Here is a 24959-nt window from a genome sequence, read left to right as displayed (position 1 = left end):
CCGACGTCGGCTTAACCCCAAAGCGATCCATTCAGGCGCACAATGCAACCGACACACGGGGCGTGTATCATCCGCACCCATCTTTTCATCCGAATTAAGGGATATAAGCCTGATGTCCAGCTACCTGTTCACCTCCGAATCGGTCTCCGAAGGCCATCCGGACAAGATCGCCGACCAGATCTCCGACGCAGTGCTGGACGCCATCCTGGCCCAGGACAAGCGCGCCCGCGTGGCCTGCGAGACGATGGTCAAGACCGGCGTTGCGATCGTGGCCGGCGAAGTGACCACCAGTGCCTGGATCGATCTGGAAGCGCTGACCCGCAAGGTCATCCTGGACATCGGCTACAACAGCTCCGAGGTCGGCTTCGACGGCGAGACCTGTGGCGTGCTCAACCTGATCGGCAAGCAGTCGCCGGACATCAACCAGGGCGTGGATCGCAAGAACCCCGAGCAGCAGGGTGCGGGCGACCAGGGCCTGATGTTTGGCTATGCCACCAACGAAACCGACAGCTTCATGCCGGCGGCGATCCACCTCTCGCACCGCCTGGTCGAGCAGCAGGCCAAGATCCGCAAGAAGAAGAACTCGGCGCTGTCCTGGCTGCGTCCGGACGCCAAGTCGCAGGTCACCCTGCGCTATGAAGACGGCGTGGCGACGGCGATCGATGCGGTGGTGCTGTCGACCCAGCACGACCCGGGCGTGAAGCAGAAGGACCTGATCGAAGCGGTGCGCGAGGAAATCCTCAAGCCGGTACTGCCGGCCAAGTGGCTGCACAAGGGCACCAAGTTCCACATCAACCCGACCGGCAAGTTCGTGATCGGCGGCCCGGTGGGCGATTGCGGCCTGACCGGTCGCAAGATCATCGTCGACACCTACGGCGGCTGGGCGCGTCACGGTGGTGGCGCGTTCTCCGGCAAGGATCCGTCCAAGGTCGACCGTTCGGCTGCCTATGCCGCGCGCTACGTCGCCAAGAATGTGGTGGCCGCCGGCCTGGCCGACCGTTGCGAAGTGCAGGTCTCCTACGCTATCGGCGTGGCCGAGCCGACCTCGATTTCGGTCACCACCTTCGGCACCGGCAAGATTGCCGACGAGCAGATCGAAAAGCTGATCCGCAAGCATTTCGACCTGCGTCCGTTCGGCATCATCCAGATGCTCGACCTGATCCACCCGATGTATCAGCAGACCGCGTCTTACGGCCACTTCGGCCGCAAGCCGAAGGACTTCACCTACACCGACGGCACCGGCGCGCAGCACAGCGCGACCTCGTTCTCGTGGGAAAAGACCGATCGCGCCGACGCACTGCGTGCGGCCGCCAAGCTGAAATAATCGCCCCGCTCCTGCGGGAGCTAGGTAGACGCATAACGACTGGGCCGCTGATGCGGCCCAGTTGCGGTTTTGGGGTCGTCGGTGGGTTGCCCACGCCAGGAAGTGGCAGGTTGCGAAGGCATCGGCTAACGGCGGACCCGCACGCGTACGGGCGTGACGAAATAGAGTCTCTCTCCCCGCGTGAGAGAGATTGGGGTGAGGGTAAGGGGCGAAGCCACTCACCTGCCGAATCGCACGTGGCTGCGCACGCGCCCTCATCCGCCCCTACGGGGCACCTTCTCCCGCCTTGCGGGAGAAGGGACAACGACACCATCGCCGCTCAAGCCCCTCTCCCCACGGGAGAGGGGTTGGGGTGAGGGTACGGGCGAAGCCACTCATCCGCCCAATCACACGTGGCTGCGCACGCGCCCTCATCCGCCCCTACGGGGCACCTTCTCCCGCCTTGCGGGAGAAGGGACAACGACGCCGCCGCCGCTCAAGCCCCTCTCCCCGCGGAAGAGGGGTTGGGGTGAGGGTACGGGGCGAAGCCACATGCCATGTGGACCACCGCAGAACAGCGGTCGCGAACCTGTTGCTATCGATCGAGCTGTAACTGCTGTTCAAGCGCCATCGCAAAATCCGCCAATGGGCAGGCCATACGTTGCTCCGGAGCGCACAAGCCCAGCGACAGTTCCTGCTGCAACGGCGGATGGGCCAGATCCAGCGGTGCCAGGGTGCGCAGTTGATCCAGCGATTGGGCCAGGTATTGGGCGCGCACCACCCGCTCGCCGCCGGGTTCGCGCCACAGACCAAGCAACAAGGCGCCGCCCGGTGGCGGGTCGTCGGCGCCGTAGCCGGGCAGATGGAAATGCACATCCAGCAGGCCGCTCAACGCGGCGATGTGGGTGTCGCTGCCGACGAACACCGAGACCTTCGGCGCCTGCGCGTCGCCGAAACGTTGCAAGACCTCGCGCGCCAGCGGTGCGCCCGAACGCGAGGCCATGTAGTGCGGCCGTGCGTAAATGTCGAACAGCAATGCGTGCAAGCGTGAGACCTGGGCCAGGCGCTCGGGCGTCGCACGGCCCCAACCGACCTGCGCGAGCGGCAGGCCCTCTGCGTATTGCAGCAGCAACACCTCGCCGGTGCCGGAGGTCAGGTCAATGGGCCCACCTAACTTAAGCCCGCGCCCGTTTGCCGACGGCGCCAGCGTGGAAGGCATCTGCGCGAAATCGCAGGGCGTGCGCGTACAGCCCAGAATCTGCTGCAGTGCCTGCAGCTCGGCAGCATGGCCTTGCAGCAAGGCGGCAGGGCCTCCGGTCTGTTGCTGGATCGATGCGACCGCTGCCGCCGCATCGAACGGCAACGTGCCGGCTTCGATCGGTCGAAACAGCGGGTCGTTGCTGCCAGCCTCCCGATGCCCGGCGACGACGCCGCAGCCGGGTGCGAGCGCGTCGGCCAGCAGGGCGCCACTCTCGATGGTGCGTTGATCGGTATTGGCCCACACCGACATGCTGCCGGTTGCCGGACACCCGCTGCGCGGCAACAGCGCCTGCTGCACCAACCACTGGCGCAGATACTCGCCACTCAAACGCACGCCTTGACGACCATGCGGAGTGAGCAGGCTGGCAGGCGTGGACCACTGCGGCCAGGGTTGGTCGGCATAGTGCGCGGCGGCCGCCTCGCCTTGCAGCGGCGCGCGCACGCCATGCCGGAACACCACCACGACGCGCTCCAGCTGCGCGGTCTGCGCGGATGCCGGCGCTTCGGTGCCCACCTGTTTGCCGGCGGTGCCGTTCGATTGATCGCCACTGCGTGTGGATGCGCGCGCTGTGGACACGCTCGGGATCGATGCGGTGCAGCCGCCCAACGCCAACGCAGCCGCCAACACCAGGCACAGCACGCTGCCGGTTGCCACCGGCGTGCCACGGGGCGTACAAGCCCTCGGTGCAATGCCGACCCACTGCCTGCGCCTTGCCTGCCGCGTGGGTGCCGCGATCCCCATCGCGGCACCCACGCTCGCGACAACGCGGGCAGCCCATCCCAGCTCCCCACCGCTGGCCGGCAACGCGCGTTGCAATGCCCACTGCCCCGTTCCATCGCAAGCGCGTGCGCGGTCTGCGCCATGCCGCGCGTCCGTCATGACATCTGCATCTTGCTGCGCGCCTGGCAGGTCGGCGCATGCGAATCGTGCGCGCTCAGAACACATACTTGGCGGTCAACAGGCTGGTCATGCCGGAATCGACGATGTCGGAGATCGCATCGGTCTCGTGGCCGACGTGTGCCCAGTAGCTGTGCTGCTTGGTGAGGTTGGCCACCGACAGATCCACGCGCAGGTGATCGTTCGGTGCATAGCCCAGATGCAGGTCCACGCGGGTGATCGGCTTGATCCACAGGTTGTCCCAGTTTGCGCCCTGATTGAGATAGTCGTACACCGACACGTATTGGCCGGAGTAGTGATAGCTCAGGTTGACCGACCACGGCCCCTTTTCGTAGAACAGCTCCGCATTGGCGAGCAGGTTCGGCGCGTTCTGGATACGTTCGTGCGCGAAACCTTCTTCTCCCAGGTCCACCCGCGTGGTCTGGCGGGTAATGTTGGCACCGATGCCGAAGCCATCCAGCGGTGCGGGCAGGCCCTGGAAGGTTTGCCGCACGGCCGCTTCGATGCCCAGCACGCGGCCGTCGCCGCCGTTTTGCGGACGCACGAAACGGATAGTGCCGCTTTCGCTTTCGCCGGCATTGGCGGCGTTCGAACCGCTCTCGTAGATGTAATCGGTGAGGCGCTTGTAATAGCCGGCCAGCATGGCGTGGCCGCCGCTGTCGTTCTGCCATTCGCCCGACAGGTCCACGTTGAGCGACTTGATCGGTTTCAGATCCGGGTTGCCTTCGGTGATGGTGGTCTGGCCATCGCTGGAGATGTCGGTGGAGCGGCCGCCGCCCAGTTGTACGAAGGCCGGGCGCGTGTAGCTGGTCCACACCGAGCCGCGATACACCGCGCCATCGCCATCGGGCCGGTAATTGACGAACACGCTGGGCAAGGCGACGTTGTAGCGCGTGTGGTTCTTGGCGAATGCGCCGACCTGCTCGGCACCGTTGATGGCGGCCGGCTGCGCCCAGAACGTGTTGGTGATGGCGGTATGTTCGAAGCGTACGCCGGGCAGGATTTCCCAGTTACCGCTGCGCAAGGTGGCCATTGCATAGGCAGCGCTCACCGCTTCGGTGGCGCGCATGGTATTGCAGTTGAGGTTGTTGATCGCCAACTGGCCGCAACTGTCGAAGCTGGCGGGGGTGAGCGTGCGTGCGATCAGGTCGTTGAGCGCTGCATTGCTCAGGCGCACGGTGGGAAACGCGTATTGGCCTGGATAAACCGCATCGTAGCGCTGCGCGATCAGGCCGGTATCGCGCAACAAGGTACCGTCGGTGTACTTGGCATTGGTCCAATCGCGATCGGTAAAGCTGCGCGAGCTGTCGACATACTTCACGCCAAAGGCAATGCGGCTGAGCAGCCCCGCATCGACGTCATATGCCACGTCGAACTTGCCGCCGCCCTTGTCCTGGCCGCTGTATTGCTTGGAAATCTGCCCGGTGCGTCGCGCATACAGGCTACCCACGTCCGAGGCCTGCGCCTGCATGGCCGGGGTGAGCAATGGAATCGGGAAACCATCGCCGTTGTAGCTGATGAAACGGTTGGCGCCGTAGGCGAAGTTGGTCGAACTGTACTGGTCGTTGCGCGCGGAGATTTCCACGTGATCCGGGCGGTCGTTATTACCGGTGCCGTAGAAGATGTTGGGCGCGAATGTCCAATGTCCAAACTGCTTTTCTGCGCCGAACTGCACGGTGGCAAGGTCGGCCTGTTCCGGGTTGGTTTCGTACCAGTAACGCACTGCGACGCGATTGATCTGCGGCTGATACACGCCGCTGCTGCCGATTTGCGTGAAGCTGACATTGGCCGGCACGAACTGCGTGTAGCCGGTGTTCTGCTCGGTCTTGGCGAAGGCGTAGGTCATGCGTGCATACAGATGCAAGCTGGGATCCACGCGCCAATCGAAGGCCGCGTTGCCGCCGTAGCGGCGTGTATCGCCCTGCGAGTAACCGATATTGACGCCAGTGCTCTGCAGGACCTCTTGCGGGTCGGCGCCGGCGGCCAGATTGCCGCTGGCATCGGCACGTGCGAATTTCCATGCGCCATCGTTGCGTGCAGCCGAGGCAGAGGCCACTTCGCTGTTCACGAAATGGCGCTCGTCGTAGTACGCACTGACCGACACGCCGAACTGCCCGGCATCGCCGAAACGCGCATGCCAGTCGCCGGCTGCGCCACTGCCCAGCCCGGAATCGCCGTAGTCGCGTGCACGGCTTTCCAGGCGTCCACTCAAGGTCACGCTGCCGCCCTGGCGATCGGGCGAATCGAATGCGCTGGGCGTGCGGTAATCGATGGTGCCGCCGATCGCATCGCCGTCCATGTCGGCGGTGGAGGTCTTGTTCAACACGATGGTCTGCAGGCCCGAAGGCGGCAGCAGGCTCAATTGCACGCCGCGGCTGTACGGCATGCCTTGCGCGACGTTGATGCCGTTGATCAGGTTGACGTTGTATTCGGCATTGAGGCCGCGCACCGATGAGAACATGCCCTCGCCGCGCGCGGCGCCGTCGATGCCGCCGAAATACGACTGCCCGGTATTGATCACGTTGACGCCCGGCATCAGGCCCAGCGCTTCGGCGACGTTGTGCACGGCGGTGGTCTTGAGATCATCGGCCGACAACACGTTGACCGTATTGGTGGCGGCCATCTGCATGTCGGTCGCGTTATAGCGCGTGGCGGCGACAGTGACCTTGTCCAGCGTGGCCATCTCGCCCTGTGCGGGCGTGGTGGCCTGCGTCTGTTGGGCCGCAGCATGGCCGTACAGGGCGCACAACGACAAACACAGCGCCTGCGACAACCGCGAAGGACGCAACAGCGAACAACGAACGATCATGAGCGAATCCGATGAATGCAGCAGCGCACCAAGACTGCGCCGCCGCGAATGTGAGGAAGCGACGCAGCCAGCGGAGGCGGAACTGCATCAGGCCTGCAAGCAGGCGCCGCGCATGGTGGTGATGCGGCATGTCAGTTTGGTGACCGTAATTGCGAACATGACAAATGCGCGCAACGCATGCGCAAGTCCGCACAGTCGTTGCCGTATGGAGGCGAAAATTGTCGACGGAGTGCGCTGCCTGCCTGGCGCATACATCCACCGACAGCAGGGCATGCGCGCTGGCGACGCGATGCACGGGCCCTGGTTGTGGCGCAGACGCATCTCAATCATGTGATGGTTGCGCACGCGGACGGCGGGTGTAGCCGGCAGCCTCCGGCCACCAGCCAGCCTGCGACCGACGCGCGTCACGGTGCACGCGAGGCAATCGGCACCAACGCGGTCAAGCCCGCTCCGCGCCCGCCACGCCTGCGTCAGGTACGCAGGAAGATCTCCACCCGTCGATTGAGCTGCCGCCCGCCCGGGTTGTCCTGGCCGTTGACGGTATTGGGCGCCACCGGCTGCGATTCGCCATAGCCCTTTGCGTTGGCCGACTGCGCGGCGCCACGGGCGCGCAACGCCGCCAGCACGGCATTGGCGCGGCGCTCGGACAGCGCCTGGTTGTAATCATCGCTGCCCTTGGCATCGGTGTGCCCGCGCACCTGCATGTCTTTTGCCGTGACCTTGCTCAGTGCGGCGCCCAGGGTGTCGAGCACGCGCGCCGCGTCGGCGCGGATGTCGGATTTGTCGAAGTCGAACAGGATGCGGTCGTTCAGGGTGATCAGGTAACCGCAGGGTGTGCCGGGCGGCACGAACTTTTGCAGCGGCGGGAAGCGGCCTGCTGGCGGCACTTTCGGTAATGGTGGCATGCGGACTTCGCGCGGCGGCGTACCGAGCGTGCCGGTGCCGTCGCCGCGGTTCTGCACCAGGCCATCAGGACCGTTCCAGGTGCCCGAGCCGTCGGCGTTGATGGTGACCAGCCCGCGTGGCCCGTTCCAGGTGCCGCTGCCATCGCCCCGATTGTCGACAAGCCCGCTCTTTTCGCTGTTCCAGGTGCCGGCGCCCTTGCCGTCCAGACTGATCAAGCCGGCCGGGCCGTTGTAGGTGCCGCCACCATCAGACTGCACATCGATGAGCGCCCCACCGGACCCACCGTCGCCGGTCGCATTGATGGTGCCGCTGCCATCGGCATTGACGTTGACCAACCCGCCCTCGAAGTTGGCGGTGCCACTGCCGTCGGCCTTGAGATCGAACAGGCCGCCCTCGCCATTGCGCACCAGGTTGCCGTTGGCGTCGACGCTGGTGATGCCGGCATCGGTGATCAGGTTACCGCCATCGCCGCAGCGTGCCGGGGCCAGGCTGACGCCTTGGATCGGGTCGAGAATGTCCTGCAGCGATGCTTCCAGTGCACGTTGCGCGGGAGTGACGCCGACGATGTCGGGCACCACGATGGTCGGGATGGCCGGAAATTCCGGTGCGGCCTGGTCGACCGCCGCTGCAGCGTTGGATGCGCCCGCAGGCTGCACCGGTGCAGGGCCGGTTGCACTGACAGCAGCGCTGGCGTCCTTTGGAGCTTCGCCATGCCCGCATCCGACCAACAACACCGGCACCCACAACATCGCCGACCGCTTGCGCATCGCCTCTTCCTTGTTCGAGCCTGTACGAGACCCGCCTGGATAGCACGCGCGCGGTCAACATGGCGCTAAGACACGGGGCTCGCGGGCTGCATGCCGGTGCCGCCAGTGGAGCACGCGAATCTGGATCGGCCGACCTGCAGCCTAGCGGCCCGGCGCGTGCGAGGCCTGTTGCTCCGCCTGCAACTGCACATGCAGGATGCGGCGAATCTCCAGAATGGCCTGCGGCGTTTCCTGCACGCTGTGCCAGGAGGTCACCACCAGTTCCGAGGCCGCGCCATCCAGATGCGCGCTGCGATACGGCACCAGGCCGTCGTCGGAATCGGCCAGTGGTACCTGCGGCTTCTCGCGCCCGATGATGGTGTGGTACTGCACGTTTGGAGAGATCGGCAGGTCCATCGTGGCGCGCACGAACGGATCGGTGTCGCGCAGGTTGTCGATGCTGGTGGGCACCAGCGCGCGGTCTTTGCGGCGGGGAGCGCCGCCCGGATCGTCGCGTTCGCTGTTGGCCAGGTCCTGCATCACATCGCCGAAGCGATCCAGCAACGCGCCCGGCAGGCGTATCAATTTACCGACAAACCGCCCCAGCCCGCCCTCGGCCAATGGCGTACCGCGATGCGGCGCGGCGATGAAGATGGCGCGGTCGACTTGCGGCATCGGCGAGAAGTGCAGCAATGGCCACAACTTGGCGCGGATACGCGCGCCGCGTTCGCCGTCCAGCCGGTAGTTCTGCAGCAGCGAATCCCACAATTGCTCACCAGAGGACGACACCAGCAACCGCCCGATCACCCCGCCCATGCTGTGCCCCACCAACACCATGTCGTGCGAGGCGATCGCACGGCCGGACGGATCGAAGTGCTGCAGGCTACGGTCCACCAGCGACTGAATTTCCGCACGAGTGATCGCCATCGGCGCATTGGTCGGGTAATACACCTGCCAGATCTGGTAACGCTGGCGCAGCGTTTCATCGCCCATCACTTCGTTGGCCACATTGACCCAGGCCTCCGGGCTGCTGGCCAAGCCGTGCAGCATCAGCAGCACGCGTCGGTCGGGATCGTAGGGCTGCATCAGATACAGGTGCGGACGATCGATACCGCGTGCGCTGCCCAGCATCGACCGCAGCGACTGCTCCGCAAATCCGGATTTGGCCAGCCACAATCCATACGCGGCAGTGAAGTTGCCGGACAGCGGCACCCGTTGACCATGCAGCACCACTTCGTTCTGGCGATACGGGTCGTACGGCACCACGGTGACCAGGTGGCTGCGCAACACCTCGGCGAGCGTCTCGCCCTCGAAACGCAGCAAGATCGTTGCCGGCGCGTACGGCATTTCGCTGAACGTCGGTAACGGGCGATCGGTCGCCGCACCCGCCGCGACAGCCTGCTGCAACGCCAGCCCAGCGGGGTCGCCAACCACTTGCGGGTCCACTTCCGCGACTAGCTCGGCGCCGAATCCATCGCGCCGGTAGGTGCTGCGCAGGCCATTGAAGCGCAGCGCCGAGGCGGCAAAGATCGCACGTGGTGCATTGCCGTCACCCGGCAGCCGGTAGGCGGACAGATCGACGTCGAGCTGCCAGCGCCCGACCGTGGTGGATGCCGGGGTGGTTTCGCCGGCTTGTTGCGACCGTGCGAACAGGCGCTCCACCACCTGCTGCACGGCGTAATTGTAGTAATCGCGCACCTGCGACTGGCGGTTCTCGAACGCCCGCGCGCTGGGCGCGCGCGCGGTAAAAAACAGGTACGCATACGCATGCCGCGCTGCTTCCAACCAGGCCTCCACCGCGGCATCGCTCATCGTGGTGGGGTTGCGCCCGCTCAGCGCGATGGCACGCGCGGTCCACAATTCCGCCTGCGTGGCCAAACGCCGCTCATCGCCGATACCGGCCTCACTGGTGAGCTGCTGCAGGCACGGCAGCGGTGCGGTGCGGCAAGCCTTGGGCTGCAGGCCGGCAACCTGCAAGGTCTCGCTGCCGGACTGACTCAATTCACCGGTGCTCAGCACATCGCCACGCGTTTGCGCGATGTAGTCGCCGCTGTTGCGCGACTGCACCGTCACCATGGCGCAGCCGCTCAACCACACACTTGCCAGCACTCCCGCCAGGAATGCGGCGGCACGGGACCGGGGCATGCGCGGCATCATCGTGGCGTGGTCGCTGTTGCGCCTGGCGCCGGCGCCGGCGCCAGCGGCATGCCGGCACGGATGCGCGCCGAAAAATCCGTGGCCTTGTCGGCGGCGATCGCACGCGCGGTGAAATGCCCGTGCTGCTTCAAGGTGGCGAAGGAATAACCGGGCATCAGGCCGTGATGGTCGTAGGCGTATTGGTCAACATAGCCGGACAGCAGCAGGCGGTGATCCAGCGGCAATGTGGGCTGCAATTGCCGCACCAGCGCAAATACGATCGTGGTGCAGTTGCTGGTGAGCGTGTTGTAGAACGCCGGCTTGCGATCGAGTTCGTTGGCCAGCTCCACGTAACCCATGAACATGCGGCGCAATCCGGCCTTGGGAATCACCAGGCGATACAGGTACATGTCTTCGCCACGCACGTTGGTGCGTACGCGCAGGATGTCGCGTTCGTCGGCGGCCACCAGGGTTTCTTCGAAACTGCGGAAGAATCCGCCCAACGCGGAAAACGATTCGCCACGTTGCTTGCGGATTTCCAGCGAAAACACCACGTGCGAACCGTCATCGAAGCCGAACGACACCAGCGTGTGCGCAATCGCCGGTCCCATCCAGTACGAGAGCGCAAGATCTGCGCTGACCAGGCGGTTCAGATCGTAGTGCCGCGTCTCCCAATGCGGCACGTAGTCGGTCTCGCTGCGCCAGTCGAAATTGCGCACGTTGTGCAGGGTGACGATGCTTCCCTGCACCTGCGGCTGCAGACGCTGGGCGACATCGTCGGCCCAGTCGCGGTCCTGGCTGGGCTGCATCATCCACCACGACACCGCAAGCACCACGAATGCGGCACTGAAGATGCCCACCAGGGCCCAGTTCTCGCGGCCGCGACGCAGCCCCCATAACGCTGCCACCGCCATCGCGCACCACGAGGCCACCCACCCGGCGCGGACGAAGGCGTTGCCGCTCAGTGCGTAATAAATCGCCAGGCCACCCCATCCGGCGGCCAGCACCAGCGCAACGCGCAGTGCCCAGCGACCGATGCGGGCGCGGGTGGCCGGTGTCATCGCGTGCCGCCTACGGGCACCTGCATGCCCAGCGCATGCATCAACAGATCGGCCGAGCGATGCGCAAGCCGTTTGCGTTCTGCCTCATCGTTGCCGCGCAGACAGCTCCCCAGCATGTCGATCACCAACAGCACTTGCTCCTCGTCGACATCGGCCCGGCACAGCCCGGCGTCGCGGGCGCGATGGACGAATGGCAGAAAGATGCCGACCGCACGCCGATCTGCTGCCTCCACCGCCGGGTGCGCGCGTTCGATCGAGCGCCAGAAATCCACCAGCGGCGACGACTGGGCGATGTGCTCGGCGACATCGTGCAGCAGCACCGCCAGGCCATCCGGACGGTCGGCGAGGTCGGCGGCAAGGCGCTCCAGCCCATCCAGGCCACGCGCCATCAATGCCGTCATCAGCGCCAGCCGATCGGGGAAATTGCGATAGAGCGTGGCGCGCCCCAATCCGGCGCGCTCCACCACCAGCTCTAGCGGGGCATTGACGCCATGTTCGCTGAACACCTCGTCGGCGGCATCGAGAATCTGCCGGCGGCGCAGCGCGGCATCGGGGCGGGAAGTCATCATGCCGGCATTATCGGACAGATTTGTCCGTTAACGCCAGAGTCCGCTTGCCGTGTGTGCGCGTTCTCCGACCAACGGCATGGTCGCCGTTGGCTTGCGGTGGATCTGTTCCCTGCCCGCCCCTGCAGCCGGGCCTGCAATCAGCCGGTGTTCTGCACGCCTTGCGAGACGCCATTGACGCAGGCCACCAGCGCACGCAGCAGCGCTTGGTCTTCGCCATCGGTGGCGCGCCAGCGTTGCAGCAGATCCACCTGCAGCACGCTGATCGGGTCGATGTAGGGATTGCGCAGGCGGATCGACAACGCCAGCCGCGGGTCGTGCTGCAACAGCGATCGTTGTTGCAGCAGCGCCTTCACCCAGCCCTTGGTCAATGCCAGTTCGTCGCCAATCAGCGGGAAAAACCGCGTGTGCAGGTCGCCGGACAAGCGCGAGAACAGCTCGGCGATGTTCAGATCGCCCTTGGACAAGACCATGGCGATGTCGTCCAGAAAGGTGCGGAAGAACGGCCAGTCCTGCGCCATTTCGCGCAAGGTATCTTCATGCCCGGCATCCACCGCCGCCTGCAGGCCGCTGCCCACGCCGTACCAGCCGGGAATCACCGCACGCGCCTGGCTCCACGCAAATACCCATGGAATCGCACGCAGGTTGGACAGCGCCGCGTCCTGGCCCAGCCGCCGCGACGGGCGCGAACCCAGCGTCATGCGTTCGATCACATCGATCGGCGTGGCCAGGCGGAAGTACTGCATGAACTCCGGCGCGCCAACGAAGGCGCGATACGCGACCGTGCTGCGTTCGGCCACCAGATCCATCACCGGGCGCCAACGCGCCTCCCGCGGCTCGGGCGCACGCGGGCGCAGGCTCGAGAGCAACACCGCGCCGGTCATCTGCTCCAGCGAGCGCAACGCCAATGCGCGAATGCCATATTTGCGGTGGATTACCTCGCCCTGCTCGGTGACGCGCAAGCGTCCATCCACGCTGCCGCGCGGTGCGGCATCCAGCGCGCGGCTGGTCTTGCCGCCGCCGCGCGCGATCGAGCCGCCCCGGCCGTGGAAGAAGGTGAGCCGTACGCCCAGCTCGGCGGCCGCTTCCAGCAGCTCGACCTGCGCGCGTTGCAGACCCCAGCGCGAGGCGGCGATGCCGCCGTCCTTGCCGCTGTCCGAATAGCCCAGCATCACCATCTGGGTATCGCCGCGCGCGGCCAGATGCTGGCGATAGACCGGGTCGGCCAGCAGGTCCTGCACGGTGCCGGTGCCACCACGCAGATCGTCCACGGTTTCGAACAGCGGCACGATATCCAGCGGCACAGCGCCGGCGTTGTCGACCAGGCCGCCACGACGCGCCAGTGCCAGCACGGTCAAGACGTCGGCGCGGTTATGCGCCATCGAGATGATGTAGCTGCCCAATGCATCGGCGCCGTGGCGCGTACGTGCATCGGCAAGCGCGGCGAATACCGCATCCAACCGTGCATTGCCTTCATCTTCCACGCGCGGCAAGGGGTCTTGCCCTGCGGCATACGGGCCGAGCACGGCGGCGCGCTGGGCGGCGTCCTGTGCGTCCCAGTCGGTCTGGTCCAGGGCATCGGCCACTGCGCGCGCATGCACGCTCGATTCCTGGCGCACGTCCAGCCGCGCCAGATGGAAACCAAAGCTGCGCACGCGCCACAACAGGCGTCGTACCGCGAACCACCCGGCATGCAGGCCCTTGTTGGCCTGCAGGCTGTCCAGGATCAGCTGCAGATCGTGTTCGAGCTCCGATGGAGCGGCATAGGCACCATCGGCATCGTCCAGGGTGGCCTGCAGGCGCGCGCGCATCAGGTCGTTGAGCAGGCGGTACGGCATGTCGCCATGGCGCGGGCGCGAACGCGCTGCGGCGTCGGGGAGCAACGCGCGGTAGCGTTCCAGCTGCGCGGTGAGTTCGCCGCTCACCTGCACCAGCGTGGTCGATTGGCTGAGCAGGCTGGCCAACTGCCAGAGTTCTTTTTGATAGCGGTCCAGCACCGCGCGCCGCTGCGCGTCCAGCGTCCCGGCGATGGTGGTGGCATCCACGTTGGGATTGCCGTCCATGTCGCCGCCCACCCAGGTGCCGAAGCGCAGCAGGCGCGGCAATGCCGGCACGCTACCGTAGGTTTCTTCGATGGCGTGTTCGAGCGTTTCGTACATCACCGGGACGATGCGGTAGAGCACCTGGGTGAGGTAGAAGCCCACATGCTCGCGCTCGTCGTCCACGGTGGGGCGCACCGGCGAGGAATCGGCGGTCTGCCACGACGCGGTCAGGGCCATGCGAAAGCGCGCGGCATCGCTGGCGCGTTCGTTGGGCGTGCGCATGCCGTCCAGGTTGTCGACCAGGCTGGCGACCATCAGCTGCTCTTTCTCCAGCAGCGCGCGCCGTACCGCCTCGGTGGGATGCGCGGTGAACACCGGCTCCACGTCGATGCGCGGCAACCATTGGCTGAGTTCGTCCAGGGTCACGCCCTGCGCCTTGAGCCGGCGCAATGCGTCGTGCAGGCCATCGGGCTGCGGCGTGTCGGTGCCGCTCCGCTGGTATTCGCGACGGCGGCGGATGCGGTGCACGCGCTCGGCGATATTGACCACCTGGAAATACGTACTGAATGCCCGGACCAGCGCTTCGGCGTCGCGCGGCTCGCGCCCGGCCAATTGCTCGCTCAACGTGGACGGCGGGGCATCGCTTTCACGCCGCGAAATGGCGGTGGTGCGCACGCGTTCGATTTCATCGAGGAATTCCGCAGAGACCTGCTCGGCGAGCAGATCACCCACCAGTGCACCGAGCCGACGCACATCGTCGCGCAAGGGAAGATCGGGGGTAGCGAACACAAGACTGCTGCGGTACTCGTTCATCGGAAACGCACACCCTCTTCAAGCGCAAAGTCGTCGAAGACTAACCCAAAAGGATTAGATGATCGCGACGCGCAGGACGGTTTCAGACCAAACCATCCTGCATCAAGTGCCGCCCACGTTCGTGCGCGCCATTGGAATCCGTCGCCCGGCGCCGGCAAGCAATGCGTAGGAGCGCACCCGGGCGCGATGGAGCTTTACCGGTAACGCCTGGTCGCGCCCGGGTGCGCTCCTAGGTGCGGTGCGACGATCCGAGTTGCGTTCGCACCGCATTGCGCGCGCCGACGATCAACGCTTGGACGGCACTTCCGCCTGCGCGGGATCGCCGACATTGGTCTTCAACCACTGCTCGCTTTCGGCCAGCATCTGCATGATCGATTGCCGCGCGCGGTAGGCATGCGATTCGTTGGGCAACAGTACCAGGCGCGCAGTGCCGCCCAGGCCCTTGATCGCGGCGAACATGCGCTCGCTCTGGATCGGAAAGGTGCCGGTATTGTTGTCGTCCTGGCCGTGGATCAGCAGCAGCGGGTCCTTGATCTTGTCGGCGTAATTGAATGGCGACATCGCCTGGTACACCGATTGCGCCTGCCAGTAATTGCGCTCCTCGGCCTGGAAACCGAATGGAGTGAGCGTGCGGTTATAGGCGCCGCTCCGTGCGATGCCGGCCTTGAACAGGCGCGTGTGCGCGAGCAGGTTGGCGGTCATGAAGGCACCGTAGGAATGCCCGCCGATGGCGATGTGCTCGCGGTCGGTGACGCCGCGCCGCACCACTTCGTCCACGGCCGCCTGCGCATCGGCGATCAGCTGCGGCACATAGGTGTCGTTGGGTTCGGCATCGCCTTCGCCCACGATCGGCATGCTCGGGTTGTTGAGCACCACATAGCCGATCGCCAGAAACGCCTGCGGCCCCCAGTAACTGATCGCGTTGAAACGGTACGGCGAGTCGGTGACCTGGCTGGCGGTGTCGGCGCTTTTGAATTCGCCCGGGTAGGCCCACATCAGCAACGGCCGTGGGCCATCGCGCTTGGGGTCGTAACCAGGTGGCAGCAAGAGTGTGGCAGTGAGGTCCACGCCATCGGCACGCTTGTAGCGGATCTGCTCCTTCTGCACGCCGCGCAATTGCGGCAGCGGGTGTGCGAAGTGCGTCAACGCGCGCACCGCGGCGGCGCCATCGCCCAGCGATTGCACGACATAGTTGGCCGGTTCCTCCGGCGATTCGCGGCTGAGCAGCAGTTGCGTGGGCTGCGCGTCCAGCAAGGCCAGCGGTGCCGAATAGGCCGGCGCCTGCGAGTGGAACAGCCGTGTGGCCTGCTTGCTGCGCAGATCGAATCGATCGACGAAGGGGCGATCGCCTTCCGGCGAAGCGCCCTTGCCGAACAGGAACAGACTGTTGCCATCGCTGCTGGTCTGCAGCAGCGGGTGGCCCTTGCCGTCGGCCACCGTCGCCGGCGTGCCCGGGTCCTTGTAGCGGTCCTGCGAGGAGCGGTCCCACAACAGTTCGGGCGCGCGTTGCGGTTGATCCGGTGCGATGCGCCATTGCTTGGTGCGGCAAGTCTTCCACCAGCTTTCGCTCAAGATCGCCAGATCGCCGCGGCCCCACTGGATGCCTTCGAACCGGCTGCCCAACTGCGCCAGCGTCACCGGTGTGCGGTTGAACGGCGCGGCCTGCATCCGCACCGCATCGCGGACCTTGCTCTCGCGTGCCGGGTCGCCACCGTCCTGCGCTTCGGCCCACACCAGCGTGGCCGGTGCATCGTGCCGCCAGGCGATATCGCGCACCCCGACCGGTACCGCGTCGTTACCGGTCGGCAGGCCTTCCACCAACGACAGCTGCGCGATCTGGCGCACCAGTTTGCCCTGCAGGTCCAGCACCTCGATGCGGCGCGCGAAGTTGTCAACCGGCACCAGATACGAGAACGGCCGCTCGCTGCGTTCGCTCAGGATGTAACGGCCATCCGGCGACACCGACAGGTTGAGATAGATGCCCGGCGTGGCGATCGGGCGCACCTGCCCGGCCACCGTGACGATGATCGGCTGGCCGGTGGCGTAGTACTCGAACACGCGCGCATCGGCTTCATTGCGCAGCAGATCCTGGTAGGTGGGCAGCGAGCGCACCCCGGCGGCCGCACTGGTCTGCTGGGTGGCCGGGCCGGTCGGCGTCGCATCGCGGCTCGGTGGCGTGCCCTGCCCGGCGACTTGCTGCTGCAGCAGCAAACCGCTGCCATCGGGCAACCAACGCACGTCGTCGTTGACGCTGGTGTTCAAGCCGGCCACCAGCCGCCGCGCCTGCCCGGCCGCCACGTCTACCAGCCACAGTTCGTTGGCACCGCTGGCAGCATCTTCGCGGCGGAACGCCAGATGGCGTTGGTCGGGCGACCAGCTCAGATCGGCCAGCGACAACGGCGAGGGCAACCCGGCGATCTGCCGCTCGCTGCCGTCGGCCACCGATAGCAGCCACAGCTTGCTGGCGAACGAAAAGCGGCTGGCCGCGAAGGTCTTCGGATGGATGCGCAGGCCGGCCAGCTTCAGCTCCGGCTGGGCCACCTCGGCGATGTCCGGCAGTGCCGGCAGTTGCAGCATCGCGGCCAGATCGCGCCTGGGCGAGAGCTGCAGCAGCGGCGCACGCGGGGCGTCCACCACCGCCTGCAGCGCCTTGGAGGGCAGTTGATAACCGCCGCCTGGCGCAGGGCCTGGTTGCACGACTGCCACATTGGTCGCGGCCGGGCTAGCCGCCCCGGCCATCACCGGTGCGCTCAATGCCAGCGCCCCTGCCAACGCCCATGTGTGCTGCCGCCAGCCTTGCGCATGCCGTTTCGCCCGCATTGTCCGTCCCCGCTGATGATCGACTCCGGACCATAGCAGCCGCCTGTCGGCCGCTCCCCTGCCGTTGGTAGGGGGTCGGCCGCAATTCATGCCACGCGGGGGTGCTGCCGATATAATCGGGCCCTCTCGTCGAGGGGCGCTGCGACCGGTAGGGCGGACTGATCCGCTCACTGCACCACAGGTGCAGGTACACGGCCAGGCTCGACCAGCAGTTACCGTTCAACGGCGCCCGGCATTGCAGACATTCGTTTGCCTACCGGAGCCATTGCATGAACGCTGTCACAAAGATCACCCCGCACACCGACTACAAGATTGCCGATATCTCCCTGGCCGATTGGGGCCGCAAGGAGCTGGACATCGCCGAGCACGAAATGCCGGGCCTGATGTCGATCCGCCGCAAGCACGCGCAGACCAAGCCGCTGAAGGACGTGCGCATCACCGGCTCGCTGCACATGACCATCCAGACCGCCGTGCTGATCGAAACGCTCAAGGACATCGGTGCCGATGTGCGCTGGGCCTCGTGCAACATCTTCTCCACGCAGGACCACGCCGCCGCGGCGATCGCCGCGACCGGCACCCCCGTGTTCGCCTGGAAGGGCGAGACGCTGGAAGAGTACTGGGACTGCACCCTGGACGCGCTGACCTTCACCCTGCCCGACGGCACCCTCACCGGCCCCGAGCTGGTGGTGGACGACGGCGGCGACGTCACCCTGCTGATCCACAAGGGCTACGAGCTCGAAAATGGCAGCACCTGGGTGGACGAGCCGGCCTCCTCGCACGAGGAGGGCGTCATCAAGGCGTTGCTCAAGCGCGTCGCCGTGGAGCGCCCGGGCTACTGGGGCCGCGTGGTCAAGGACTGGAAGGGCGTCTCCGAAGAGACCACCACTGGCGTGCACCGCCTGTACCAGATCGCCGAAGCCGGCAAGCTGCTGATCCCGGCTATCAACGTCAACGACTCGGTCACCAAGAGCAAGTTCGACAACCTCTACGGCTGCCGCGAGTCGCTGGCCGATGGCCTCAAGCGCGCAATGGACGTGATGCTGGCCGGCAAGGTCGCCGTGGTCTGCGGCTACGGCGATGTCGGCAAGGGCAGCGCTGCCTCGCTGCGCGCCTATGGCGCCCGCGTGATCGTCACTGAAATCGACCCGATCTGCGCATTGCAGGCGTCGATGGAAGGCTTCGAAGTCAACACCATCGAATCCACCCTGGGCCGTGCCGACATCTACGTCACCACCACCGGCAACAAGGACATCATCACCGTCGAGCACCTGCAGGCGATGAAGGACCAGGCCATCGTGTGCAACATCGGCCACTTCGACAACGAGATCCAGGTCGATGCGCTCAAGGCGCTGAAGGACGTGCAGAAGATCAACATCAAGCCGCAGGTGGACAAGTACGTGTTCCCCAACGGCAACGCGATCTTCCTGCTGGCCGACGGCCGCCTGGTGAACCTGGGCTGCGCCACCGGCCACCCGAGCTTCGTGATGTCCAACTCGTTCGCCAACCAGACCCTGGCCCAGATCGACCTGTGGGAAAAGCGCGACACCTACGAGAAGAAGGTCTACATCCTGCCCAAGCACCTGGATGAAGAAGTCGCGCGTCTGCACCTGGAAAAGATCGGCGTGAAGCTGACCACCCTCACCAAGGACCAGGCCGACTACCTCGGCGTGGACGTGACTGGCCCGTACAAGCCGGATCATTACCGCTACTGATCCATCGGCAAACCATCGCCATGCACACAAAACGGGCGCCGCAAGGCGCCCGTTTTGTGTGATCAGCGGGAACCATGCCTGACTGAGATGCTGTGCCACACCTGAGCTAGGTCAGCCTACCCCTCACCACCGCAAGCCCGTAGAAGCATCACCACAACCATCGGCCTGCCGGACTAGCCACCTTCCACCGCTTGCAGCGAAACAGCACCAGGGCCTCACTGCATGACTGTATCCGCCAACACGTACACCGAGATCTGGATGCGGCTGCGCGCGTCATACGGCTCGCGGCCCCAACCGCCCCATCGAGCGTGCAGTCGCAAACCCGCGATCTGCGCCATCAGGTCGAGTTCCGACGGCCAAACGTAGCGTCGACGCTCGGAAAAGATGCGCGTCCCATCCTCGCTCATGACGACCACCCGTTGATCGATTCGCTGTTTCACCGGATCGGGTTGCGAGCACACCAGCATGACGGCGGCGCCCTCGCTCTGCGTCTCCGGAAGGTCGAGCACCTGGCTTATCTTTCCGCTACCGTCGAACACTTCGGCGCCAGGGACCGCGCTCTGGATCACGAGCATGCCGTCGGGCGCAAGGCAACGCGTGGCATTGACGACGCAGCGCAACTGCTCGGCCTGGGTGAGCAGGTACCCAAACGAATTCACCGTGTAGATCAGACCAAACGCCCCACTCAACGGCATGTCGGCAAAATCAGCGCAGATCAGTTGTAGCTGATCGCTGCCAGGTTTGGTACGCAATACGTCGAGCATTGCGCGCGCATTGTCGATGCCGGTCACTGGCACGCCACATTGGGCCAACGGCAGTGCGATACGCCCGCTGCCGATGCCCAACTCCAGCGATGCACGTCCATCGGCGAGGTCGGCCAGGGTTTGCACGCATCGCTGCAGTGCCTGTGTCGGCCAACGATCATGGAAGCCATCGTAGAACGCAGCCATCCGATCGTATTGAGAATTGCCGGGCATACTGCGCGCTCGCGTTTAAAACAGTATGGCGATAGTACGCGGCGATGAAGCTGGGGCGTTCGCGGCGGAGACAATGAATCGAAATACTACGTCTACCGCGACGGGTTTGCGCAATCGGGTTTGACCAATGCAGGTCATAGCTAGTCTATTGACACGTCGCTGGACAACCATTCGTCCTCAACGACATTCCACAAATCAGCATGCCGTTGACTTCGACCTTACAAGGAGACCGTGATGAAACGTCTTTTTCATGCTCTGCGGCGCTGGATCCAGGCCATCGGCGGCCGCAAGCTCGGTTACATCTACACCTATTAACCTCCCACGCTGTCACGGGGGAGAGGCCTCCCGTGACAGCGTGGTATCGCTGCTGGTCCGCTCTGCGTCCATATAGCGCACCGCCTGCTGGGTCGTCGGCAACAGCCAAACACGCATGAACTCAGGTCGCAGGCACGCACTTCCCCCTGGCCCGGTTGGACACTGGGCATTCGGCAACCGCCGGCAGTTCTCTGAAGATCCCTTGGCGTTCCTGCAATCGTGCGCGCGCATGCATGGCGACGTGGTCAGGGTCGCAAGACACACGTATCTGCTCGCCGCACCGGCCACGATCGCTACGGTGCTGAGTGATGACGGGACGCTTTACGGCAAGACCGATCCTGACCCGAGCGCACGACGCGCGGCATTTCCCGCTTCGGTGATGAATAGCACTGGCTCAGTCTGGCGGCACAAGCGGCAGATGCTGCAGCCTGCGTTTCGTGCAGCCCTAGTGCGCGACTCTGCAGCACAGGCATCGGCTGCCACGATGGCGCTTCTACGCGACCAGTGCCAGTGCGTCGCTGCACAGGACATGCGCGCGCTGATGACTGAACTATGCGCGCAACTGGGCGCCGGCTTTCTGCTTGGGAATCCGGCACATGCACCTGACCTGCTGCGCATGCTGCCGATGGTCGATGCGATTCTGCAGCAGACGCGCGATCAATCCCCGGCGCCGGCATGGTGGCCATCGGCGCATCGACAGCGCATGCGCCGCGCACGCGCGGATCTCGACATGGCGCTGGAACAAATTTTGATGCGCGCCAGGCAGCAGCCCCCACATCCGGCATCGGTCCTGTCTCTGTTACTGGCCGACGCTGCACAAGGTGGCAGCGGCTGGTGCCGCGACGAGGCAGCGGCGATGCTGATGTCGGCGCTGGAACCGATGGCGGCCGCACTGACCTGGACCTTGCTGCTGCTTGCGCAGCATCCAAACGTGGCACGGCACGTTGCACAGGAAGCAGACGGACTGGACGACGCTGATACCGGCATCGGGTTGCTCGACCGCTTGCCGCAGGCGCGGGCCTGCCTGAAAGAGGCCATGCGCCTGTATCCGCCAGCCTGGATGACCGCGAGGATTGCGCAACGCGACACCTCTCTGGATGGCTTCCACGTCCCAAGCGGCACCCAACTGCTGATCAGCCCGTGGGTCGTACACCGCGACGAACGTCATTTTCCCGATCCGGAGGCTTTCCTGCCCGCACGCTGGCTAGACGACAGCGCCACCCATTCGCTGGCACGCTACAGCTACTTCCCATTCGGCGGCGGCCCACGTAGTTGCATCGGCAGCATGCTGGCCCTGACCCAGATGACCGCAGTCATCGCCACCGTGTTGCGTGCGCGCAGCCTGCATCTGGCTGCCGACGCTCACCCCACGCCGTTCCCTGCGCTCGTGTTGCGGCCACTGGATGTACGCATCGCACTGCGGCCACGACCCGACGACATCGCGTCTCGCTAGGCACCGCCACATGAACGATCCACAGATTCGTAAAAAGAGCAGGGAATATCCAAACCGATTCTTCGACTCCAGCGTCTGGAACGATCTGGCCCTGCGCGAAGGCGATATCGTGATCGCCAGTTATGCCAAGGCTGGCACGACCTGGCTGCAGCAGATCGTGGCGCAACTGATCTTCGGCGGCGAAGCGCAGGTTGATGTCTCGGCCATTTCACCCTGGGTCGACGGCGTTTATCCGGATAAGGCGAGCAAGCTCGCGCTGCTGGACGCGCAGAGGCACCGACGCTTCATGAAGACACACCTGCCAGCTGATGCACTGGTCACCAGCGCGCGTGCCAAGTATCTGTACATTGGCCGCGATGGACGCGACATTGCGCTGAGTCTGTATGACCACCAATGCGCGTTGAGCCAGGAGGCGCAGGCACGTCTGGATGCCGGCGGTGCCGAGCCCGGCAAGCTGCGCGTGCCGCCGCCACCGCGTCTGACGCGCGATGCCTATGTGGCGCATTGGCTGGAACATGATGGCGCGCCCTTCTGGCCGTTATGGGAAGGCGTCCGTTCGTGGTGGGAGCGGCGCGAAGATGCGAACGTGCTGCACCTTCATTACAACGACCTGCTCGACGACCTGCCCGGCGAGGTCCGCCGCATCGCCGCCTTTCTCGACATTCCAGTTCCACCCGGCCAATGGGACAGGATCGTGGCGCACTGCCGCTTCGACTACATGCGACAGCACGCCGCGCGCTACGTGCCGCACGGTACCGGGCTGTGGCGCGAAGGCGGCAAGGCATTCTTCAACCAGGGCCGCTGTGGCCGCTGGCGTACTGTCCTGCCGAGTGCACTCAGTCGCGCGTATGTGCAGCGCGCACATGCGGAACTCGGCGGAGACGCCGCGCAGTGGCTGGCCCACGGCCAGGCGCGAACGTCGTGAGCCTCCAACTTATTGGCGCCGGTCTGGGCCGCACCGGTACCCTCTCCCTGAAGCTGGCGCTTGAGCGGCTCGGTGTGGGCCGCTGCTACCATGCAATGGAACTGGCAGCGAATCTGCGTCAACACTTGCCGCGCTGGGAGGCGGCGATCGACGGGCACCCGGATTGGGACGCACTGTTCGCCGGCTATGCGGCGACGACCGACTACCCCGGCTGCTGTTTCTGGGAGGAATTGTCCGCGCACTTTCCGCACGCCAAGGTGATCCTGACCGTGCGCGATCCCGACGCGTGGTTCGATTCGGTCAGCGCGACGATCTTCTCCGGCGACGGCAGTGTGCCGTCGCTGTTTGGCGCCGATGGCCAACGCTTGAGTCGCTTCTTGCGTCGCGACATGGAGGCACGCCTCGGTGACCGTGCCTTCATGACCGATTACTTCCGTCGCTGGAACCAGAGCGTGATCGAGCGAGTACCGGCGCCTCGCCTCTTGCTGCTCGATGCCGACGCCGAATCGCACTGGGAACGCCTGTGCGCATTTCTGGGCTTGCCAGTGCCGGCGCTGCCGTATCCCCGCGTCCATGCCCGCGGCGTCGGTGGCGCACAGGCGCGTCGGCTGCCAACGGAGCCGGCACTGATCGAACACTGCATGCGCAACTATCTGGAACGGCTCGCCGAAGAGGCCTTCCTGCCACCGGCCGCCCCGTAACTGCTGCGGCGAGCATGGATCATGCTAGGCCAAACGCAGCGTCCAACGCGGCGAGCGCAGGCAGATGACACCAATCAGGTCTTCCATCAAAGCCGCTGCAGTCATGGACTGGTGGTGAACCACACCGGTGGCCTGTGGCGATCCGCCATTGCACTGCCAGCGGACGAGTCAGGGCCGCCAGTTCGCGTTCGCTTCCCAGAACGCGACGCTACGCCGATACGCATCGCGGTCCAGCGGCGTACCCGAGCCACCCTCTTCCACGCCCAGGGCATTGCGCAACATGGTGATCGGTGCCATCGGAATCTCGTCCGGCTCTGCGGTGTAGAGACAACCGACCACACCCCAGTCTGCCTCGACGGGCGTGCCTTCCTTGGCCAACTGCTCGCGGCTGTAGAGGATGGGCAGCAGATAGGCGGCCACCGGTGGCTCGACACCTTCGAACCAACGCACCAGCACGGCCAATTCCTGCGTGCTGCGCGCCTCGTAGCCGGAACGCAGCAGGTGCCGGTTGTCATCGGTGATGGGAATGGTGAGGCGGCGGGTCGAAGTCCAGTTGCGGTGCACATGCAATTGGCAAAACGGCGCATAGCCCTCGATCACGCGTAGCGGCGCCTCGTCGTTGAGCCGCTGGATGAACTGCTCAGGCCTGCAGTCCTGGATGGCATTGCGACGCCCATCGCGCGGAAACAGGCGGGCGCGGGCGAACGGGGTCAAGACGATCGACATGAGCAGACTGTGCGGCGACAAAGAGCGCCAGGGTAGCGCGCATGCGTTCGCACGACTACGTTGAATCACCATCAACGACCGCGCGGCGATCGGACTGGCCCGAGTGCTTAGGATGGTTCCCAGCAGTCACCAAGCACCCACCGACAGCATGCAGGTACGCATCACGCAGCGGTGTGGCGCATGCGGTGGAGCTGGATCCGTCTGGCAACCACCCAATGCGGGGGTTCGCCGGCGCTACCAGATCAAATCGTCCGGCACCTTGAACTGGCTGTAGTACTCGTCATCGCTGTCGGGCGCGGCCGGCGCGCTGTTGCGTCCGTGGTCCAGCACCACGGCATCGGCATCGCGGCTGTAAACCTTGTCGGCGGCCGCGCGCGGAATCAGCTCAACACCATCACCGTACCGCACGATCACCAGCGCGCCGCTGGCCAACTGGCTGCGCAACGCCGTGTTCACCAGCACGCTGCGGATCACGCTGCCGTCGTTGAAGCGGTAATCGATCTCGCCTTCGCGCTTGACCTTGTTGGTCTCCACGATCTGCCGCACCTGGGCAAGCACTTCCTGTCGGCGCACCTGCACGTTGCGCTCTTCGGCCAGCGCACGATCGCGCTCGGCACGTTCGGCTTGCAGGCGCGCCGCATCAACCTTGTCCGTCGCCGCCGGCTGCACCGCCGCGCCCTTGGCATGGCGCTGCTTGACCTGTTCGCGTGCAACCTTGTCCACCTGGGCTTTTTTCACCAGGCCGGCCTTGAGCAGCTGTTCTTGCAATGGATTGCGCATCGGGAGGCTG

16 protein-coding genes, 1 pseudogene and 1 riboswitch are annotated in these 24959 nt (G+C 65.4%); of the genes and pseudogenes, 6 read left to right on the top strand and 11 right to left on the bottom strand.

Translation table 11 applies throughout. The annotated features are described in order from the left end of the window. Positions 1-112: 112 nt before the first annotated feature. Positions 113-1324, top strand: coding sequence for a methionine adenosyltransferase (metK, locus tag J7367_RS01045; RefSeq protein ID WP_007970627.1), 1212 nt, complete (start codon positions 113-115; stop codon positions 1322-1324). A 574-nt stretch (positions 1325-1898) separates the two neighbouring features. On the opposite strand, the gene J7367_RS01040 is transcribed toward metK, so the two are convergent. Together J7367_RS01040 and J7367_RS01035 are read right to left on the bottom strand one after the other, a co-directional pair. Next, positions 1899-3509, bottom strand: a complete 1611-nt coding sequence (locus J7367_RS01040; protein ID WP_057660526.1) for a histidine-type phosphatase — start codon at positions 3507-3509, stop codon at positions 1899-1901. Further along, positions 3499-6270, bottom strand: coding sequence for a TonB-dependent receptor (locus J7367_RS01035; protein WP_007962759.1), 2772 nt, complete (start codon positions 6268-6270; stop codon positions 3499-3501). The genes J7367_RS01040 and J7367_RS01035 overlap by 11 nt, the downstream gene beginning before the upstream one ends. Here J7367_RS01035 and J7367_RS01030 point away from each other — a divergent pair. Next, positions 6269-6594, top strand: a pseudogene (locus J7367_RS01030) (hypothetical protein); the annotation flags it as partial. The gene J7367_RS01035 and the pseudogene J7367_RS01030 overlap by 2 nt on opposite strands. A 146-nt stretch (positions 6595-6740) precedes the next feature. On the opposite strand, the gene J7367_RS01025 reads toward J7367_RS01030, so the two are convergent. From J7367_RS01025 to J7367_RS01000, 6 genes are all read right to left on the bottom strand, one after another. Further along, a complete protein-coding gene (locus J7367_RS01025) occupies positions 6741-7943 on the bottom strand; it encodes an OmpA family protein (protein WP_057660528.1) in 1203 nt (400 codons plus the stop codon). A 141-nt stretch (positions 7944-8084) separates the two neighbouring features. After that, the gene (locus J7367_RS01020; protein ID WP_057660530.1) at positions 8085-10079 is read right to left on the bottom strand and encodes a hypothetical protein; all 1995 of its coding nucleotides are present in this window, start codon (positions 10077-10079) and stop codon (positions 8085-8087) included. Next, the gene (locus J7367_RS01015; RefSeq protein WP_057660532.1) at positions 10076-11119 is read right to left on the bottom strand and encodes a DUF4105 domain-containing protein; all 1044 of its coding nucleotides are present in this window, start codon (positions 11117-11119) and stop codon (positions 10076-10078) included. The genes J7367_RS01020 and J7367_RS01015 overlap by 4 nt, the downstream gene beginning before the upstream one ends. Then, positions 11116-11688, bottom strand: coding sequence for a TetR/AcrR family transcriptional regulator (locus J7367_RS01010; RefSeq protein ID WP_005910834.1), 573 nt, complete (start codon positions 11686-11688; stop codon positions 11116-11118). Before J7367_RS01010 ends, J7367_RS01015 begins: the two co-directional genes overlap by 4 nt. A gap of 137 nt (positions 11689-11825) precedes the next feature. Continuing rightward, complete coding sequence (ppc, locus tag J7367_RS01005; RefSeq protein ID WP_057660535.1) at positions 11826-14540, bottom strand: phosphoenolpyruvate carboxylase; 2715 nt, start codon at positions 14538-14540, stop codon at positions 11826-11828. A gap of 285 nt (positions 14541-14825) precedes the next feature. Further along, positions 14826-17360: a prolyl oligopeptidase family serine peptidase gene (locus tag J7367_RS01000; protein ID WP_057660538.1), complete on the bottom strand. Its 2535-nt coding sequence runs from the start codon at positions 17358-17360 to the stop codon at positions 14826-14828. A gap of 125 nt (positions 17361-17485) precedes the next feature. Then, positions 17486-17598, top strand: a riboswitch (S-adenosyl-L-homocysteine riboswitch). 31 nt (positions 17599-17629) lie between these two features. Here J7367_RS01000 and ahcY point away from each other — a divergent pair. Further along, positions 17630-19072 carry an adenosylhomocysteinase gene (gene ahcY, locus J7367_RS00995; RefSeq protein ID WP_057660540.1) on the top strand — a complete coding sequence of 481 codons (1443 nt, stop codon included), beginning with the start codon at positions 17630-17632 and terminating at the stop codon, positions 19070-19072. A 215-nt stretch (positions 19073-19287) separates the two neighbouring features. Here the strand turns inward: ahcY and J7367_RS00990 are convergent, their stop codons facing one another. Next, the gene (locus tag J7367_RS00990) at positions 19288-20049 is read right to left on the bottom strand and encodes a class I SAM-dependent methyltransferase (RefSeq protein ID WP_057660542.1); all 762 of its coding nucleotides are present in this window, start codon (positions 20047-20049) and stop codon (positions 19288-19290) included. A gap of 430 nt (positions 20050-20479) precedes the next feature. Here J7367_RS00990 and J7367_RS00985 point away from each other — a divergent pair, with 430 nt between their 5' ends. Genes J7367_RS00985 through J7367_RS00975 form a run of 3 tightly spaced genes read left to right on the top strand, consistent with a single transcriptional unit; the run spans position 20480 to position 23443 of the window. After that, positions 20480-21817 (top strand): cytochrome P450, encoded by a 1338-nt coding sequence (locus tag J7367_RS00985; protein ID WP_081027593.1) that lies wholly within the window; start codon positions 20480-20482, stop codon positions 21815-21817. 10 nt (positions 21818-21827) lie between these two features. Next, entirely contained in the window at positions 21828-22742 is a 915-nt protein-coding gene (locus J7367_RS00980) for a sulfotransferase domain-containing protein (RefSeq protein WP_057660546.1), read from the top strand. After that, the gene (locus J7367_RS00975) at positions 22739-23443 is read left to right on the top strand and encodes a sulfotransferase family protein (protein ID WP_007973176.1); all 705 of its coding nucleotides are present in this window, start codon (positions 22739-22741) and stop codon (positions 23441-23443) included. The genes J7367_RS00980 and J7367_RS00975 overlap by 4 nt, the downstream gene beginning before the upstream one ends. A 168-nt stretch (positions 23444-23611) precedes the next feature. On the opposite strand, the gene J7367_RS00970 is transcribed toward J7367_RS00975, so the two are convergent. Both J7367_RS00970 and J7367_RS00965 read right to left on the bottom strand, forming a co-directional pair. Continuing rightward, positions 23612-24169 (bottom strand): DUF3228 family protein, encoded by a 558-nt coding sequence (locus J7367_RS00970; RefSeq protein WP_057660591.1) that lies wholly within the window; start codon positions 24167-24169, stop codon positions 23612-23614. 234 nt (positions 24170-24403) lie between these two features. Then, positions 24404-24949, bottom strand: a complete 546-nt coding sequence (locus J7367_RS00965) for a DUF2058 domain-containing protein (protein WP_007968732.1) — start codon at positions 24947-24949, stop codon at positions 24404-24406. Positions 24950-24959: the final 10 nt, after the last annotated feature.

Origin of the sequence: Xanthomonas sp. D-36-1 (genome assembly GCF_017746155.1) — a bacterium.
GTDB classification, from domain to species: Bacteria; Pseudomonadota; Gammaproteobacteria; order Xanthomonadales; family Xanthomonadaceae; genus Xanthomonas; species Xanthomonas cissicola.
The sequence above is the reverse complement of the archived record's forward strand: the minus strand, read 5'-3'. Positions and strand labels throughout refer to the sequence as shown.

Bases quoted from the DNA above. Each gene is read 5' to 3' on its own strand.
- J7367_RS00985 (WP_081027593.1), top strand. From the start codon at position 20,480: ATGAACTCAGGTCGCAGGCACGCACTTCCCCCTGGCCCGGTTGGACAC.
- J7367_RS01020 (WP_057660530.1), bottom strand. From the start codon at position 10,079: ATGATGCCGCGCATGCCCCGGTCCCGTGCCGCCGCATTCCTGGCGGGA.
- J7367_RS01010 (WP_005910834.1), bottom strand. From the start codon at position 11,688: ATGATGACTTCCCGCCCCGATGCCGCGCTGCGCCGCCGGCAGATTCTC.
- J7367_RS01025 (WP_057660528.1), bottom strand. From the start codon at position 7,943: ATGCGCAAGCGGTCGGCGATGTTGTGGGTGCCGGTGTTGTTGGTCGGA.
- J7367_RS00980 (WP_057660546.1), top strand. From the start codon at position 21,828: ATGAACGATCCACAGATTCGTAAAAAGAGCAGGGAATATCCAAACCGA.
- J7367_RS00965 (WP_007968732.1), bottom strand. From the start codon at position 24,949: ATGCGCAATCCATTGCAAGAACAGCTGCTCAAGGCCGGCCTGGTGAAA.
- J7367_RS01035 (WP_007962759.1), bottom strand. From the start codon at position 6,270: ATGATCGTTCGTTGTTCGCTGTTGCGTCCTTCGCGGTTGTCGCAGGCG.
- J7367_RS01000 (WP_057660538.1), bottom strand. From the start codon at position 17,360: ATGCGGGCGAAACGGCATGCGCAAGGCTGGCGGCAGCACACATGGGCG.
- J7367_RS01040 (WP_057660526.1), bottom strand. From the start codon at position 3,509: ATGTGTTCTGAGCGCGCACGATTCGCATGCGCCGACCTGCCAGGCGCG.
- J7367_RS01015 (WP_057660532.1), bottom strand. From the start codon at position 11,119: ATGACACCGGCCACCCGCGCCCGCATCGGTCGCTGGGCACTGCGCGTT.
- J7367_RS00970 (WP_057660591.1), bottom strand. From the start codon at position 24,169: ATGTCGATCGTCTTGACCCCGTTCGCCCGCGCCCGCCTGTTTCCGCGC.
- ppc (WP_057660535.1), bottom strand. From the start codon at position 14,540: ATGAACGAGTACCGCAGCAGTCTTGTGTTCGCTACCCCCGATCTTCCC.
- J7367_RS00990 (WP_057660542.1), bottom strand. From the start codon at position 20,049: ATGCCCGGCAATTCTCAATACGATCGGATGGCTGCGTTCTACGATGGC.
- ahcY (WP_057660540.1), top strand. From the start codon at position 17,630: ATGAACGCTGTCACAAAGATCACCCCGCACACCGACTACAAGATTGCC.
- metK (WP_007970627.1), top strand. From the start codon at position 113: ATGTCCAGCTACCTGTTCACCTCCGAATCGGTCTCCGAAGGCCATCCG.